The organism is Nostoc sp. C052 (assembly GCF_013393905.1).
Taxonomy (GTDB): domain Bacteria; phylum Cyanobacteriota; class Cyanobacteriia; order Cyanobacteriales; family Nostocaceae; genus Nostoc.
The window spans coordinates 3,354,520-3,371,580 of sequence record NZ_CP040272.1 but is presented as its reverse complement, the minus strand read 5'-3'; the positions used below and the strand labels follow the sequence as shown (position 1 = coordinate 3,371,580).

Here is a 17,061-nt window from a genome sequence, read left to right as displayed (position 1 = left end):
AGATTGGGGAACACGTAGCACTCTTTGCAGAGAAGTATTTAAACTTGGTATAACTATCTTCCCAACTTATTGGGAATACCTTCACAACCACCAGGAATAGTACCTCTGGTTTTTTCACCACCCCAAGTGCAACAATAACAACGTGTAGACTCAGACATCCGCTGCACATTCGTCAAATCGATATTTTCTACGACAGCGCCAGTTTGTTCGCCGGTTTCATAATCTGGTGGTTCGGTGCGACTGCGGGGTGATGCTTTATCTACTACGCCATAAAATAGACGAATCCCGTTGATGTCAGCACCACTAAGATTAGCGTTATATAAAATTGTGCGGGAGAGGTTGGCTTTTACTAAGTCACAACCGGACAGATTAGCACGGACAAGATTAGCCTCGCTCAAATCAGTCCAACGTAAATCAGTACCAGAAAGGTCGGCTGCGGCTAGCATTACACCTAAGTCGATGACACGCACACCTTCGAGGCGGTCTTCTGCATATCCGCCAGTCCCGTCGAGAATGGCTCTACCTAATAGGCGATCGCGTTTTAGAGGTGATAACAACTTGGAACGTGAGAGAAAGCGGAGAATTTTCGCTTTCCCACTACCATCGACACTACTTAAAATTGCCGCTGTACGTCCTTCAGCGATCGCTCTTTCTTGCGGCCAATCTTCTAATAATCCTTCTTCATCTAATACTAAGTCGGAAACGCCTTGGAAATAGGAATCAATGGTCTGTTGCTGGGTGATAATATTTTGCTGAACTGTCAGCAGGTTTTGCTGAATTGTCAAGTCTTTAGAAATGACATATTGTCGCCATGCTACGTAAACGGCAATGATGGCGATGAGAATTTGCCCCAATGCGCCAAACCAATCTGCTAGGGTTCCAGCAATATCCCAATTAATTTGGCGTCCTAAAACAAGCAAGCGATCGCCTACACCTGTGAATCTGATCAAGCCGATGATGGCTACTAATAGTCCCAAAAAGGCTACAAACAGCGTGCGTTCTTGGGGTGAAAACCACTCGTCTAAAACTTCTTGGAACCAAGGTAATAATATCGCCAGGGATAACACCAAAGCCATCAGTGTGCCGATAATGCCAACGATCCAGTTATTAAGGATAATTCCAATAAAGGTGATGGCGATCGCGATTAGAGTAATCAGCAATGCCCTGGGCTTAACTGTGAATTGTTTGGTAGTGGGGTGCTTGACTTCCGAACGAGCTTGTTGTAGTGCAGTTGTATATTGGGGAGAATTTAAAGACGCGATCGCCGCTAGTGCTTGTTGTGTCGCTAGTACTTCTGAATTAAGGTTCTTCTCAGTTGCACTACCGTCAAAGTCATTTGGTTGCGAATCGTTTTCGGGGTCTGGTTCTGGGGTTGGTAGATTAGAAGAATTGGATTCAATCGTCATGTTTTCTATTTTGCCCCAGCAAACTCAGAACAACATCTGTTTTATCAGAAATTGCACTAAAGTAAAGACGTATATTCCCTGAGATTGAGAAATGTTGCCCTCTGCCTTATGTCTGGTCTACAGTTTGAATTGTCAGCATTTGAGGGGGCGTAGCATCAGGCGGGTAGAGAAAATCCACTTTTACCAGTCGCCGCTGACCAGGAGATATTTTTAATTGAGCAAGCGGTTCTCCCATCTGTCCCCGTTGTTGAACTAAGTGCCAGTATTGGGTTCTGGGTAAGCCATTATCGTCATTGTAGCGAATACGAACAGTGCCACGGAAAAAGACAGATGGTTCAGGTGGTGAAAAAAAGCGTAGCCCTGGTTTACTTAACTCATCTTCTTTAATAGGCGTTTGGAAAAGCACATTTATAGTTTGTGGCTTATCCGTATTGTTGAATAATGGTAGAGAGATGTTGTATTCAATGCCGTAGTTGCCGTGAGCTTCGTAAGCACTACCAGGATAACGCGCTACGAGTTTAGCAGTTTGGTTTTGTCCAGTACCCATTTTGCCTGCTAAAAGGGTACTTAAACCGTAAGAAAAAGCTTGTCCTGATTTGGGAATTGTCAGGTATGAACTATTAGAGTCGGTAACTTGTGCTTGCCAACGAGAGCCAATAGCTACCCCTGCTACTCGTCCATAAATTTCTGTTGCCCCTTCAAGGCGATCTGGAGGACTGGGAGCAGGTTCACGAGGCCCTGCAAAATCACCATTTTCTAACAAATTCTCCCATTCTTCTAAAGTTGGCGCTCGTTCACTACCATCGGGATTGGGTTTGGCAAACATGGCCAGGTTGGCCAGATAAACTGGATTATCGCTATACAAACGTAACAAAGTAGAACGTCCATTCAATGGCGGCGTTAAAGTTCGCACTGGAATGGGATGATTCATTAACATCCGGCTTTGTTTTGGTGGAATTACCAACTGGGCTGGCCATCCTTGCCGTTTGACTCGCAGCACATCATTCATCGCGCGATCGCCTGGCCCAGCAAAAACGTCTCCCGAATTATTGTCCTGCATGGGAGGCAGCTTGACAAAAGGTGCATCAGGTTGACTAACATAACTAGCTGCTTGCAAAATGTTGACAGTTGCAGGGCGATCGCTGGGATTGTAAACAATCACTCCCAAATAAAGAGTCCGCAAATCATTTGGAGTCTCAATTGCTCTAGCAATATGGTGAGAAAATAAATCAAACCGTCCCTGAAATGGAAAGTTCAGGTGGGCGCTAGGCACTTTTTTGCCTTGAGGAGGAAATGTAGAGAGCAGAATTCCTTCACTCTGAACTACTTCTGGGTTATTACTGTTAAATACTGGTACTTCGTCAAGATGACCTGTTAAAGGTCTTGTTTGTTGGGGAATGAAAATTTCCTGCGGTGCTGGAGAAGGCGAAGCTTGAGCCAAAAACAAATAGGAAATAAAATTAAGCATTTATTCAAAAAGCAATTTATCGCTGAAGTTAAGAATACAGCATACCTAACCTCCACCCAAGCATGACAAGTTAGAGGAGGTTTGCCAAAACTCTGACTTTAACAGTCTGGAGCGATCGCTTTATTATCCTTACTCGTTTGAGGTGAATGAGTATCCGTGCCAATCGCAAATGGGGCAATACCCAATTGCTTGATAAATATGATTAGCTGTGGGATTGGCTAAATTTGCTATGAGGAAACAATGGCGGCATCCCTGATCTAGCAGTTTTTGGCTTAACGCTGCGACACAGGCAGTGGCATATCCTTGGCGACGATACTCTGGTGGCGTATAAGCTAAATTGATCCGACCAATTGTAGCTAACAATTGTTTGCTAGACGCAACTGAAACTGGAGTGCTATCAACCCAAAAATAAGTATTCTGCTCTTTCAACCGATTATCTACTTGGTGTTCGACATCTTCGCTCACCGCCTGATCTATCTCAGATAAAAATGCAGAAAGCCACTCAATCAAAAGAGAGCGATCGCTTTCTGTTGCCAATCTGAGATATCCCCTGGCCGTTGAGACTCTTTGCACTGCCGTTAATTGGTAAATTTTCATTACCACCGACCGTTGATAGAATTGTCCTGTCAGCCTTTGCCAAGTCTGCGAGAATATTTCTGCTTCAGTTGCCAGTCCCATGCTTCCTGGCAGTTGCTCTTGACGCAAATCTTGAGCAATCAACTGCAAAGCATCCATATTCTGGGCTTTGGATAGGATCAATTTTTGAGGTGGGGTGCGGATGGCAACAGCCAGAATTTCGCCACTTGTTTGGACAATTGCTAAATAAGGCTTACTCAGATAACGTTCTGGGTTATGCAACAAGGTATGCAAAATACTGAGCAAAACATTATTTTCTACCTGATGCTGGAGTAAGTAAGCCTGAGTGCAGTGCCAGAATTCCTGAATGTTGTCGAATCGATTTAGTTGCATGATTAGCCTTCCTCACTAACCATTACTATCAAATGATAAAAATATATATTGTGGGGTGGGCATCTTGCCCGCCCTGATTAATCAGCGTGCAAGATATCCACCCCACAAAATTGAGTAATGTACTTGTTGGAATTCCCAGTCCTTTGCCCTCAATTAAGGTGCAAGGGCATTACCCCGAATTAGACTACCAATAGTTTTGGCAGTAATCTTCAATTGGGTGATGGGATTAGCTGGGACGACCGTCTTATACAGATAGCTATCGAATGTTAGCCGTTGTACATCGAGGTCATCACACATTTCCACAAAGGCTTCGCGGGTGGCGTCAGAACGATAGAACACGGTTTGTAGAATGTCCAGCACCTTGTAGGTGAGTCCGTATCTTTTATCCCAACGCTTCAGGTAAACCTTAAGGTCGCCTTCTGTAGGAATGCGGCTACCACCATTAGATGTTTCCACAATGGTTTCGGCACACATCCGCCCAGATTTAGCGGCAAAATAAATACCTTCGCCAGAAGACTTGGTAACGTAACCAGCAGCATCTCCCACCAAAGCGATGCGACCGACAACACGACGGGGACGGGGATGTTCAGGAATGGGGTGGGCTTCGACTTTGATGATTTTACCGCCTGCTAGCTTTTCGGAAGCACGGGCGCGGATACCAGCTTGTAACTGTTTGATGCTGGCTTTATTAATATGCATCGTGCCAGTACCGACAGCTACGTGGTCATATTTGGGGAAAACCCAAGCGTAGAAATCGGTAGAAACGTCATCACCGACATACATTTCGGCGAGGTCGTTATAGTATGCCATTTTGTCTTCGGGTAAGCGAATTCGCTCTTGGAAAGCGATCGCATAATTGTAATCCCCAGCGTCCATTTCTTTAGCAACGCGAGAATTAGCCCCGTCTGCCCCAATTACTAAATCCACCTTCAGGGTTTTAGCAATCCCCTGTGATATGCCTTCTGTATGGTCAATGTAATGGATGGTATAGGGGTCAGTATTGTTTCCTGGTATATCGAGTTTATGAACAGTGGCATTAATTAAATTTGCGCCTAGTTTGGCCGCGCGATCGCGCAAAAAGCCATCCAGCACTTCCCGGCGGCACATTCCTATATATTCATCTTCATTTACCAAATTGATATCAACCTCGCGGTTGGAAGGCGAAATCATTTTCATCTTCCGTACCCGGCGATCGATTATCTCTGGTGGTAAGTCAAATTCACTCACCATACACAGGGGAATTGCACCCCCACAAGGCTTTGCATTGTCTAGCTTCCGCTCAAACAGGTAGGTTTCAATCCCAGAGGCTGCCAGTGTTTCAGCGGCAGATGAACCAGCAGGGCCTGACCCAATAACAGCAACCCGTAGTGTCAAAGGTCTTTCTCCCAATCTTCACATTTACCGAGAGCATACTACCACGGTCTTTCTAGTGATTTGGCGGTTTACCTTCAGGTTTCTGCACAAATGCAATATTCCTTAATGTTTCGATACGAATTGGACTGGGTATTGGGGACTGGGGACTGGGGATTTGTGATTGGGATTTGGGATTAGATATTGAGTATTAGGTATTGGGAAGAATGAAGAATATTAATATCGCTTACCTAATCCCCAATCCCCAGTCCCCAATATGCAGATTTCCTTATTCGATTCTTTTACTAGACAAGTTGGTACTGCCGCAATTACTGGATATCAAAAGCACATTTCCCCACACAAAGGTTTTGCTTGTGCCCACAGAATACTATATGGCGGCGAATCTTGTTCTCAATACATCAAGCGGGTAATTGCTAAGGAAGGGTTAAAAGCAGCTTTTATCAATTCCCGTGAACGATTTCAAGCTTGCAAGCAAGCTAACCAAATTTTGCGAGCGCAAACCGATAACTCAGAAGAATCCCCAGAGGAAGAAACAGACACGCCGCAACGACAAGCATCTGGTAAAGTTGCTCAAAAATCCTCATTTATTAACAATAGCAATACTAACTGTCTTGATTGTGCCGATTTGGGCTGCAATTGTGCTGAAATGGCTACCGTGATTCCTGATTGTGGTTCCCTAGATTGTGGTGCTGCTGATTGCAGTTCTCTAGATTGCAGTGGTGCTGATTGTAGCTTCCTCGATTGCGGTAGCTGTGGTAGCTAAATCTTGTTCATCTATAAATAATTATGTATGGTATATGTAAGACACAGTAATCCTACCAAGGAGCTGTAGATTTAGTTGTAGAGGTACAGCGGCAGTGGGCATAGTAGTTGAGAACGTCTCCAAACAATTCGGGAGTTTCAAGGCAGTTGATGAAGTCAGCCTGGAAATTAAGAGTGGTTCGCTAGTTGCGTTACTCGGGCCATCGGGTTCAGGTAAATCTACGCTATTACGGTTGATTTCCGGTTTAGAAATGCCAGATAGCGGTAAAATCTTGCTTACTGGTAAGGACGCTACATACCAAAGCGTGCAAGAGCGAAATATTGGGTTTGTGTTTCAGCACTATGCGCTATTCAAGCATCTAACTGTCAAGCAAAATATTGCCTTTGGCTTAGAAATTCGGAAGGCACAACCAAAGAGAATTAAAGGGCGGGTAGAACAATTACTCGAATTGGTGCAATTGACTGGATTAGGCGATCGCTATCCATCACAACTTTCTGGTGGTCAAAGACAACGGGTAGCATTAGCGAGGGCACTGGCTGTAGAACCGGAAGTCTTGTTGCTAGATGAACCCTTTGGCGCACTTGATGCGAAAGTCCGCAAAGATTTACGGGCATGGTTACGCCGCCTCCATGATGAGGTTCATGTTACCACAGTTTTCGTCACCCACGACCAAGAGGAAGCAATGGAAGTCTCCGATGAGGTTGTGGTGATGAATAAAGGGCGTGTGGAACAGGTGGGGACACCATCTGAAATTTACGATGATCCTGCTACAGCTTTTGTGATGAGCTTCATTGGCCCGGTGAACGTATTACCCAGCAGTTCAAAGATTTTTAAAAGTAGCGGATTTGATGCACCACATCCACAAGTGTTTTTGCGTCCGCAAGATGTAATTTTTGAAACTAGCGCCAACGATGCCACGACACCCGCGACAGTGAGTCGGTTAGTACATTTGGGTTGGGAAATTCAAGTAGAATTAACTTTCGATGATGGACAAATATTGACAGCGCATTTAACACGCGATCGCTTTAATGACCTAGAGTTAGAAGCGAAACAGCGAGTGTATGTGAAGCCAAAGGATGCAAAATCATTCCCAGTATCTTATTCAATTTAAACCTGCACTTCTAAATCATTCGTGAACAATGAGATCCCCGACTTCGTAAAAGTTGTCGGGGATCTTAATTATTGCAATTTTTACCGAAAAAATGGGTTTAAAGCCCCGTACTTCTAGCACGGCTTTGGAGTAATGAGTAACAAGTAAATATTCTTACTCATTACTCATTACTCCAGAATCTCCGTGCGTTCACGCCGGGGAGTATGTCAAAAATTAAATCGCATTCCTATCTATCTGAGATAATTAGCCGCCCTTTGTTACAGCATCTCCAGGGCCAGTGGTGACAATCACTAGATTTTCTGGCTTAATTAAATCTTCAATTGCCTTTTGGATGTCAGCCATAGTCACTGCTTGAATCCGTTGAGGAAACTCTCGGATTTCCGATCGCGAAAGTCCCAAGACAGCATTATCCAAAATGATGCTGGATACATCACTAGGATTAGCTAAATCTACGGGGTAGCTATTGGTAATTGAGCGTTTTGCTGTGTTAAATTCAGCCTCAGTCACTCCTTGTTCGCGTAACTGTTTGAGCAAAGCGAGAGTACTGGCGATCGCTTTTTGGGCATCTCCAGGAGCAGTTTGCATTTGAATCAAGAATGGGCCGGGATTGATGCCGGCGGCAAAACCACTGTATATACCGTAAGTTAAACCTTGGCGATCGCGCACTTCCGTACCCAGGCGGCTCGATAAGGTATCACCACCCAAAATTTGATTTAGTACCAGCGCCGCATAATAACGTGGATCTTTCCGAGAGATTCCGCTGTAGCCGATGTAAGTCACAGCCTCAGATTTACCGGGAATTACTTTGTTGAGACGTGTCAAAGTTTGTGGTAATGGTACGGACTGTATTTTGAGAACAGGTGGCTTACCTGTGGCTTGCCATTTGCCAAACACCTGATTTAGCAAAGCTTTTACCTTAGCTGGCTCAAAGTCTCCAACTAAAGCGATCGTTGTGGTATCTGGTCGGTAGTGTGTCTTGTAGAAGCCAAGCAAATCATCACGAGTAATAGTCTTTAAACTCTCGGCTGTCGGAAAGCTGTGGAACGGATGGTTTTCAGGGTAAATTGCCTGCTGGAATACTTGTCTTCCCAACCCTCTAGGGTCATCTAGCTGGACTTTTAAACTTGTCAACGCTCTTTGGCGACTTAGTTCTAACTGATCGGCTGGGAAAGTGGCGTTTTCTAATACATCTGCCAGAGTTTGAATCAATATTGGCAGATTTGCTGAAAGTCCCTCACCACTGACGCTAGTTCCCTCACGGCTAGCACTGAAGCTCAAACCGGCTCCCAGGTCTTCTAAAGTTTTTGCTAGAGTCAGAGCATTTTTAGTCTTTGTCCCATTCATTAAGTTGCTTGCAGTTAAATTCGCTAATCCAGCTTTTTGATTGCCGTCAAATTCAGTCCCAGCGTTAATTTGTCCACTCAGGTTAATGGTGGGAAGGTTGCGATCGCTTAACAGCAAAACCTTCAAACCATTCTTTAAGGTAAACTCTTCTGGTAATGATTGTTTAGCTGAATCTGTTTCTGATGTCGCAGGTGGCAGATATTTCGCCAGTTCTGCCGGATCTACAGGTTTACCAGGGCTGAAATTTTCCACCGTGCGTCCAGAACCAGCGCTAGAACTTCCTGGTTTACCATCTGGTTGAGTCGGCTCAAAAAAGCCGATAGTTTGTTGAGCCGGATTGAGGTAAGTTTTGGCAGCTTTCTGGACTTGAGCAGGGGTGACTTTTGCGATCGCAGCCAGATATTTTTCAATAAAACGATAATCTCCTGCGATCGTTTGGTTATACCCCAGTTGATTAGCTTGACTAGTAATATCTTGGTTCCCCAAAATATATGAGGCTTGTAGCTGCGTCTTTGCTCGGTTCAACTCTTCTGAGGTGACAGGCTGTTGTTGCAATTTTGCTAAAGATTCCTGGAGTACCTGAGCAATTTTCCCCAACTCTTGACCTGGAGCCGCCGTAGCATCAATTTGATACCAACCTGGTTCGATAAGTTCGGCAGCACCACCACTCACTGAACTGGCAAGTCCAGATTCCACCAAAGCCTGATAAAGCCGAGAACTACGCCCACCTGTGAGAATAGCATCCATCACATCAATTGCTGGGACATCAGGATGTTTAATATCTGGCAGAGGATACACTGCTTGCAATAGTGCAGCACTTCCAGGTTGCTTGAGGACAATCGGTGCTTTTTTAGCAACAGGTGTAGATGGGGAAGCGTCGGCGAGGGCAGAAGATGCCGAGGCATTATCAAGTACTGTGTCCTTTTTTGCTCGTTGTGATAACTTGCCAAAAGTTTCTTTTACAACTTTGAGTGCTGGTTCTGTGGCAAAATCCCCAGTAATCACTAAGGTGGCATTTTCTGGGCTGTAGTAGGTTTGGTAATAATTCCGCACCTGCTCTACCGTGAATTTCTCGACATCAGCTTTTGTGCCTCCCACCGATAAGCCGTAGGCTCGATTAGGAAAAGCAGCTCGCATCACTTCCCGATCTAGACGATAGCCTGGTGAATTTTCGTACCCCTGTAACTCGGAAATCACCACCCGCTTTTCACTGGTGAGTTGCTCAGTCCCAACTAAGGAATTTTTCATGCGATCAGCTTCCAGTGTCAGCAGTGCTTCCAATTTGTCTCGCTGCACTGTGCCAAAGTAAACTGTTTCGTCGTAACTAGTAAAAGCATTGAACTGGCTACCCAAAGCACTAAACAGCCGTCCAAACTGTACTGGACGGTCAGTTGTACCTTTGAACATCAAATGTTCTAGCTGGTGAGAAATGCCATTCTCTCCCTTAACCTCGTTGCGTGAACCAACTTTATACCAAACTTGCACACTCACCACTGGAGCAGTATGAACTTCCTTTGTTAATACTGTTAAGCCATTGTCCAATAAGGTTTTTTGTACCCCTTGGGTGAATGAGAGAGCAGATACAGGTGTAACTGCTGTTGGTGTTGCAGCATTAGTAAAATTGCCCGAAAAAGGCACGATAGTTAAGAGAAGGCTGAGAAAAAATCCTATAAGCATGTATGAGCGCCGTTTCATAAGCAATGCAAAATTTCCAATTTTTAAATAAAACCCCAAAGGGTATTTCAACATCTAAATCTAACTCAAGTTACTCGTACACTGTGGCGGAAGTTTGCCTACCTTGAACAAGTTGCTTGAGCAAATTATCTAGTTAATTGAGATGGTAGCTGGATTGACATCATCAAATATACTGATGATAATAATATTTATAGATAAAATTTTTACAGAAATTCAGTAATTATTGCAAGTATATTAACAACCTTTACAATGTATTCCATTTGACACGATTTTCCGAATATCCCCTTTTAACATTAGTTTGATACCTGTTGTCACGCCATTAGGGCAGGTATCTCTGTCAAACTAGCAATAACTTTTTGAGATATGCAAACAAGAAACTTAATTGGATCGTTTACGTTAGGTATGCTGTTAACGGCAATACCTGTATTATCAGCTAAAGCCTCAGAAGCAGTACCAGACTTGTATCAGTTACAAGGGAAAAATGTCAGCGTTACTTACTCAACCACAAGCTTTACTGGCAAGCCCCTTTTTACCTATAAAGATAAGGAACAGACATTAAACTTTACAGGTAATGAGCAGATCCGTACTGTAGAAACAGAAATTGGTACACTAGTAACCGTAACTATCCGCCAGACAGTAGATACTGGCAATACTTCGTTTACTTTGATCGTACCCCGTGTAAACCTTGGAAACAGCCAATCAGCCACAGTTGAAACTAAGGGAATTACAACAACAAACCGCTTTTCTGTGATCCCTAAATTTAACCAGGGGCAAACACAAACCTATACCATAATTCATTTGACTGGTACAGCCCAAGCTGTTGCCTTTTAACCACACAACTTGGATAAATAGGTTGGTGTAAATAATTATCGTTGGGATAAGACAGGGGGGCAGAGAGAAAAGGGGTTTTAGCCTTATTTACTTTTCTCCACACAGTTTGCTTTTATTGCGCCGATTTACTTAAGAACTGTTCGCTTAAGGCAAGAGACGCAATGAATCGTCGTCTTTACAATAATCAGTCTTTCGTCTTGGGAAACTCCAAGAAATAAATTATCCAATATTGTGGGGTGGGCATCTTGCCTGCCTAGTTTATATGGCAGGCAAGATGCCCATCCCACAGGAGTTAATTGGATATTTTTTTATTTGTCAGTCCCTTGACAGCGATTTATCGGATCTTTGCGCTCTATAATTTTCATCAAAAAACCTTACTTAACCGAACCGTATTGACATTTCTCCTGTCAAGTCTGCCTGTATTTGCTGCTTGATTCTTCCAGAAGTCTATGATAGTATCCGTGCAATTAGTAAAATACTGTAACTCGATTGACTTTTCGTAGATTAAAATCTGGTCGAGATTATGCACTGTTTTCAAAGCTGCTTAATTAAATTTATCAGCTAAAAGTTTCATTTGTTTCTAACCAATTGCCAGTAGTGCAAAGGGCACATATTGTGCTGCTTTTACCCCTTCGGAAGTTAAGCCTAAGCATTTACAGTAAACCTTAAACATCAGAAAATTGTCATCACATTATGGTAGCTAAAAAACGCAACTTTTTAATATTATTAATGGCTGGAGTTTTTACCCTATCCACGACTCTAGTTAGTTGTAAGACACCGAATACACCAGAGAAAGCTGCCGTCGCCGCTTCTAGTGGTATTAAGACGAAGGTGTTACGAATAGGGTATTTTACTGCTGCGGATATAACTAGATCGAGACAAGTTTTAGAGAAACGCTTGAATCCATTGGGTATTAAGGTAGAGTGGGCACAATTTACCGCCGGGCCACAGCTTTTAGAAGCAGTAAATGTGGGCAGTTTGGATATTGGTGCTGTTGGTGAAACTCCACCGATCTTTGCCCAAGCGAGTGGTATTCCTTTTGTTTTGCTTGCTAATACTATACCGGGTACTGGCGAGGGTTCGGCGATCGTAGTACCAGAAGACTCTCCGATCAAGACTATAGCTGATTTAAAAGGTAAGCAAATCGCCTTTCAAAGAGCTACTGCTAGTCAGTACTTTGTGGTTAAAGCTTTGCAGGAAGGAGGACTAGAACTAAAAGATGTCAAACATCTCAACCTTATAGCACCGGAAACTCGTGCAGCGTTATTGCGTAAGAGTATTGATGCAGCTGTATTAGGAGATCCTCACCTGGCTATATTTCAGAAAACAGAAAAAGTTCGGATTCTCCGCAATGCTAAAGGGCTTTCAACCCAAGGGGGCTACTGGTTAGCTGCACGTAGTTTTGTTAAAGAAAACCCTGAACTAGTAAAAATTGTCCTTGAAGAAGTATACAAATTAGGCAAATGGTCTGAAGCAAATCCACGAGAAGTAGCCAAAATTATCGGGCGTGATGCCAAGCTTGATTTACCAACGTTGGAAACAATGGTCAAACGGCGGCGTTTTGGCTTGAGGCCAATTACTGATCGGGTCATAGCAGGACAGCAAGAGATATCTGACTTGTTCTATAAGCAAAAATTCATTACCAAGAAGATTAATGTTAAAGATGTGACTCTCACACCTGAAGAATATGCTGCGATAATCCCACCAGAAATCAAGCCTTAACTTTGGTAATGGCGATATTGAATATTGCAACAATAGGATGAAAAAATTATGCAAAGTAAGAAAGGTGGGAAAAGTAGGATATTTTTTATTACCTCTTGATTATCAAGCTATTACACGGTAATTTGATGTGTTAAGTACAACTTTCAAAAGGGAGTTTGGGGTATGTAAAAAGTCACTGAAATTTTGAAATATTTTGAGAATTTTCAGCTAGAAAATCTGAAATCAAATAGGGAAACGGAGTTAAAAAGATACGTCTTTTTAACTCTTTTTATAGTGACCAAGAGATTTTGATTCCAATTGCAGATTATTTTTGTCTGTTTGAACTAACGTAAGTTAAATAAAGTTAAGCGATCGCAGCGTCAGCTTGCGCTTCGGGGTGTCGCCATGACGCTACGTGATGGCCAGTGCTGGGCAAGAATGCACCTAGTCTAAGTTGAGGTTTTTTTGTACTCATGCTTTTTTCTGTTTGATAAGAAGTGTTTTTAAACGCAGAGGCACGCAAAGTAAGCGCAGAGGAACGCAGAGTTTTGCCGATTTTATTTGTTTACACTGGCTGGGGTTTGAGTAAATCTGTTTTGGTAACAAATTCACTGAATGTACTTGCAACTTGCTGCGGTAATGCGATGCCTGGCGTTTGCACTGGTAAGCGAGGAAATAGTAATTCTGCAACTCGATAAGCTTCTTCGAGATGGGGATACCCTGAGAAAACGAAGGTATCAATTCCTAAATCGGCATATTCCAGCATTCGTGCTGCAACTGTTTCTGGATCTCCAACTAAGGTAGTGCCAGCACCTCCACGCACTAAGCCAACACCTGCCCATAAGTTCGGGCTAATTTCTAGGTTTTGGCGATTACCTTTATGCAGTTGAGCCATGCGGCGTTGTCCTTCTGATTCAGATTGAGTAAACCGCTGATGTGCAGCAGCGATGGTTTCATCATCAACATACTGAATCAGTTCATTGGCTGCATCCCAAGCTTGTTGGGTAGTTTCGCGGACTATAACGTGCATCCGAATTCCAAAACGTACCGTTCTACCTTGTTCGGCTGCTAATTGGCGTACCTTGGCAATTTTTTGAGCAACTTGATCTGGTGGTTCACCCCAAGTTAAATACACATCAATGTGTTTGGCAGCAACTTGGAGCGCCGCATCTGAAGAACCACCAAAATATAAGGTGGGATAAGGCTTTTGTACGGGAGGAAATTGGAGTTTAGCGCCTTTAACTTTGAGATGACGACCATTAAAGGTTACTTCATCACCTTGCATGAGCGATCGCCAAATTGTCAAAAACTCATCTGTGAGTTCATAACGCTGATCGTGATCTAAGAAAATTCCATCTTTAGCAAGTTCTTTGGTGTCGCCACCAGTGACAACATTCAGAATAATTCGACCGTTAGAAATCTGGTCAAAAGTAGCAGCCATCCTCACTGCTAATGAAGGCGACATAATTGCCGGACGAAAAGCGACAAGAAACCGCAAGCGTTCTGTAACTGAAATTAAGGAAGTAGCAACAATCCAAGTATCTTGTTTTTGTCCAGTACCAATCAACATCCCACCATAGCCCAATTTATCAACAGCTTGAGCGATTTGCTGCATATAGGGATAAGTGGCTGCTCGTCTGCCAATTGTAGTACCTAAATAACGTTCATCTCCCTGTGTCGGCAAATACCAAAAAACTTCCATATTCCTATCTCCTGTCCCTATTTCTGACTGATGGTTTCTGGTGTGATGGCTGCATATTGTTCGCTAGTCAGCATCGCTTCCTTAATATTGATGGGTTTAGGAATCACTTTTTCTTTGGCAAACAAATCTGCAATCTTCTGTTGATTTTCCATGATTTCTGGGGTAATTGGCCTTAACCCATAAGTTCGCCTTTCAACCACTGTTGTTAAAATATCTTCATCAATTTTGAGATGAGGAATAGTTAGTTTTACAACTTCTGAGCGATTTTTCTCACCCCATTTACCTGTGTTATCGATTTCCTCAAGAACTAATCGCACTAATTTCGGATTTTCTGTAGCAAACTTTCGTGCAGCCATGTAATATCCGCCCTGAGTAGCAATACCACTAGCATCTCGCAAAACGCGAGCATTTGCCTTCTTTTGCGCTACAGCTAAATAAGGGTCCCAAGTTACCCAAGCATCAATTTTTCCTTGAATAAAAGCATCGCGAGCTTCTGAAGGAGGCAGGCTAATGGCTTGAATATCACTATATTTCAAACCAGCTTCTTCCAAAGCTTTTATTAATAAGTAATGTGAAGCAGAACCCTTTTGAAAAACTACTTTTTTACCTTTGAGGTCTGCTAAAGTGCGAATTGGTGAATTATTTTGGACGATAATTCCGCTTCCTTTACCAGTGCTGGGTTTATTACTAGCAACATAGACTAAAGATGTACCAGCCGCTTGGGCAAAAATTGGGGGAGTTTCGCCGACAGAACCAATATCAACCCTACCAACATTCATCGCTTCCATTAGTTGTGGCCCGGCGGCAAATTGTGCCCATTCCACGGAAACGCCTAAAGGCTTTAGACGTTTTTCAATCAATCCTTTCAGTCTGACAAGATCCCCAGAACTTTGATATCCCATCCGCACAACTTTGGCTTTTAAACCAGTGGTTTGATTTTCTGAGTTTGGGGTTTGGACTGAGCAACTAATTAAGGTTGTTGAGATTGTTAATAATCCAGGTAATAGGAACAGTGAAAAACGTTGGAAAATCTTAACTTTTGGCTGTTTGAAGGCGGTAATCATGGATGTGATACTTTGTTGTTATTTGGCTTTGATTATTTGGTTAATACTTGCCGATTTTCAATCGTAGAGGCGCACATGTGTGCGCCTCTAGCGAATAGCCCTGGCGAATAGAATTCGCAGCTACACTGGCATTGTCCGCCTCCGCGGACTAAGGTCAAATTAAGGGTTTGAAACCCAGGATCGGTAGCTTTTGTTTGTGTATAAGCGGTTTCTAACCGCCCGTTTCGGGTTAAGTTGACACTTTTTGAAGCTGAAGGTTCTTTTGGAACAGTTCTTGAACGTTTTTCCAAGCATCGGCAGCAGCTTCGGCATTGTAGCTGGCGCGATGGTTGCAGAAAAAGCCATGTCCTGCTCCCGAATAGCGGAAGATAGCATGGGGAATCTGATTTTTCTTCAATTCGGCCTCAATCTGTTCTGTTTGTTCTAAGGGGATTCCCTGATCGTCAAGGCCAAAGAAGGCGTAAATGGGGCCTTTAATATCGGCAGTGCGGGTGATGGTTGGCTCTCCACCCCCGGGAGTTGAGTTGGGAATACCGCCACCGTAGAAAGAAGCTGTAACTTTGATATCTGGTAAAGTGGCAGCTAGATAAACGACGTGGCCGCCAAAGCAGAAACCAATGGAGCCGATCGCATCTCCTTGGACATTTGGTAAGGTTCTTAAGTAAGCGATCGCAGCTTTAATATCACTCAATATTTCCTCTGCTGTTGTTTGCTCCTTATAACCTCTCCCTTGCTGCACATCTTCAGGGGTATATCCACCCTCGAAACCGGGGGCGGTGCGTTGAAATAAAGTCGGTGCGATCGCTACATATCCCTCTTTGGCAAATTTCTCAGCAACTTCCCGAATGTGAATATTTACCCCAAAAATTTCCTGAATCACAATCACAGCAGGGAAGCTTCCCTTTTGGACTGGTTCAGCTAAGTAAGCATCAATTTGCAAATCTCCGTTAGGGACTTTAACTTGAGCGGTGCGAATTTCTGTGTTTGTCATCTTAGGGATTAGCCTGTAGTTGCTTTCAGGACGAAATGTTTTATGGTAAGTTTTGTACAATACTACCTAAACAATACCGATTTACCGTAGTTTCAAGAGTAGTATTTCACAAACAATGTGCAAAGGCAAGTCATTTGATTGAGATGTAGATGAATATAAGACCGTACCAAGAATCTGATGCTGAATCAGTCAGTGCGCTATGGGATGAGGTGTTTCCTAATAACCCATCGCACAGCAGCCCAAAATTGGTAATCAGTCAGAAGCTTGCTGTACAGCCTGAGTTGTTTTTCGTTGCTGAGATTAACTCTGTAATTGTAGGTACGATCATGGCGGGATATGACGGACATCGCGGTTGGCTATACACAGTTGCAGTCATCCCTCAGTATCAACGGCAGGGTATTGGTAGCAAGCTAGTGCAGCACGCAGAGAGGGGATTGATAGCGATGGGATGCCTCAAAATCAATCTCCAAGTTCGTGTCTCCAACGCAGAAGTCGTTGAGTTTTATACAAAACTTGGCTATCTCGTCGAAGAACGCATCAGTATGGGAAAGCTTGTCACATAGGCTTTCGGTGAGTTGGAACAGAAAAAATTGAGAAATACGCCAGTAATACTACAAAAAGTGATTGTAGCGTTGCCAAAATTAA

The 17,061-nt window shown here is 43.4% G+C and carries 13 protein-coding genes; 5 read left to right on the top strand and 8 right to left on the bottom strand.

The window, feature by feature from the left end; all coding sequences use genetic code 11:
• Window positions 1-53 precede the first annotated feature (53 nt).
• The 4 genes from FD723_RS13545 to chlP all read right to left on the bottom strand — a co-directional run bounded on the left by FD723_RS13545 (window position 54) and on the right by chlP (window position 5,217).
• Entirely contained in the window at window positions 54-1,406 is a 1,353-nt protein-coding gene (locus tag FD723_RS13545) for a pentapeptide repeat-containing protein (RefSeq protein ID WP_179065799.1), read from the bottom strand.
• A 106-nt stretch (window positions 1,407-1,512) separates the two neighbouring features.
• The gene (locus tag FD723_RS13540; protein WP_179065798.1) at window positions 1,513-2,874 is read right to left on the bottom strand and encodes a DUF3370 domain-containing protein; all 1,362 of its coding nucleotides are present in this window, start codon (window positions 2,872-2,874) and stop codon (window positions 1,513-1,515) included.
• Window positions 2,875-3,003: 129 nt separating this feature from the next.
• Window positions 3,004-3,843 carry a GNAT family N-acetyltransferase gene (locus FD723_RS13535; protein ID WP_179065797.1) on the bottom strand — a complete coding sequence of 280 codons (840 nt, stop codon included), beginning with the start codon at window positions 3,841-3,843 and terminating at the stop codon, window positions 3,004-3,006.
• Window positions 3,844-3,996: 153 nt separating this feature from the next.
• Window positions 3,997-5,217, bottom strand: a complete 1,221-nt coding sequence (chlP, locus tag FD723_RS13530) for a geranylgeranyl reductase (protein ID WP_179065796.1) — start codon at window positions 5,215-5,217, stop codon at window positions 3,997-3,999.
• Between the two features lie 253 nt (window positions 5,218-5,470).
• Here chlP and yidD point away from each other — a divergent pair, with 253 nt between their 5' ends.
• On the top strand, window positions 5,471-5,977 hold the full coding sequence (yidD, locus tag FD723_RS13525; RefSeq protein ID WP_179065795.1) for a membrane protein insertion efficiency factor YidD: 507 nt from the start codon (window positions 5,471-5,473) through the stop codon (window positions 5,975-5,977).
• Window positions 5,978-6,071: 94 nt separating this feature from the next.
• Complete coding sequence (locus tag FD723_RS13520; RefSeq protein ID WP_179065794.1) at window positions 6,072-7,088, top strand: sulfate/molybdate ABC transporter ATP-binding protein; 1,017 nt, start codon at window positions 6,072-6,074, stop codon at window positions 7,086-7,088.
• A gap of 243 nt (window positions 7,089-7,331) precedes the next feature.
• Here the strand turns inward: FD723_RS13520 and FD723_RS13515 are convergent, their stop codons facing one another.
• Complete coding sequence (locus tag FD723_RS13515; RefSeq protein ID WP_179065793.1) at window positions 7,332-10,127, bottom strand: pitrilysin family protein; 2,796 nt, start codon at window positions 10,125-10,127, stop codon at window positions 7,332-7,334.
• A 363-nt stretch (window positions 10,128-10,490) separates the two neighbouring features.
• On the opposite strand from FD723_RS13515, the gene FD723_RS13510 reads away from it, so the two are divergent.
• Both FD723_RS13510 and FD723_RS13505 read left to right on the top strand, forming a co-directional pair.
• On the top strand, window positions 10,491-10,958 hold the full coding sequence (locus tag FD723_RS13510; protein ID WP_179065792.1) for a hypothetical protein: 468 nt from the start codon (window positions 10,491-10,493) through the stop codon (window positions 10,956-10,958).
• A gap of 693 nt (window positions 10,959-11,651) precedes the next feature.
• Complete coding sequence (locus tag FD723_RS13505; protein ID WP_179065791.1) at window positions 11,652-12,680, top strand: aliphatic sulfonate ABC transporter substrate-binding protein; 1,029 nt, start codon at window positions 11,652-11,654, stop codon at window positions 12,678-12,680.
• 544 nt (window positions 12,681-13,224) lie between these two features.
• Here FD723_RS13505 and ssuD read toward each other — a convergent pair.
• From ssuD to FD723_RS13490, 3 genes are all read right to left on the bottom strand, one after another.
• A complete protein-coding gene (gene ssuD, locus FD723_RS13500) occupies window positions 13,225-14,361 on the bottom strand; it encodes an FMNH2-dependent alkanesulfonate monooxygenase (protein ID WP_179065790.1) in 1,137 nt (378 codons plus the stop codon).
• A 17-nt stretch (window positions 14,362-14,378) separates the two neighbouring features.
• Window positions 14,379-15,425 carry a sulfonate ABC transporter substrate-binding protein gene (locus FD723_RS13495; RefSeq protein WP_179065789.1) on the bottom strand — a complete coding sequence of 349 codons (1,047 nt, stop codon included), beginning with the start codon at window positions 15,423-15,425 and terminating at the stop codon, window positions 14,379-14,381.
• Between the two features lie 229 nt (window positions 15,426-15,654).
• Window positions 15,655-16,416: a dienelactone hydrolase family protein gene (locus tag FD723_RS13490; protein ID WP_179065788.1), complete on the bottom strand. Its 762-nt coding sequence runs from the start codon at window positions 16,414-16,416 to the stop codon at window positions 15,655-15,657.
• A 149-nt stretch (window positions 16,417-16,565) separates the two neighbouring features.
• On the opposite strand from FD723_RS13490, the gene FD723_RS13485 reads away from it, so the two are divergent.
• Window positions 16,566-16,979: a GNAT family acetyltransferase gene (locus FD723_RS13485; RefSeq protein ID WP_179065787.1), complete on the top strand. Its 414-nt coding sequence runs from the start codon at window positions 16,566-16,568 to the stop codon at window positions 16,977-16,979.
• The last annotated feature ends 82 nt before the right edge of the window (window positions 16,980-17,061 follow it).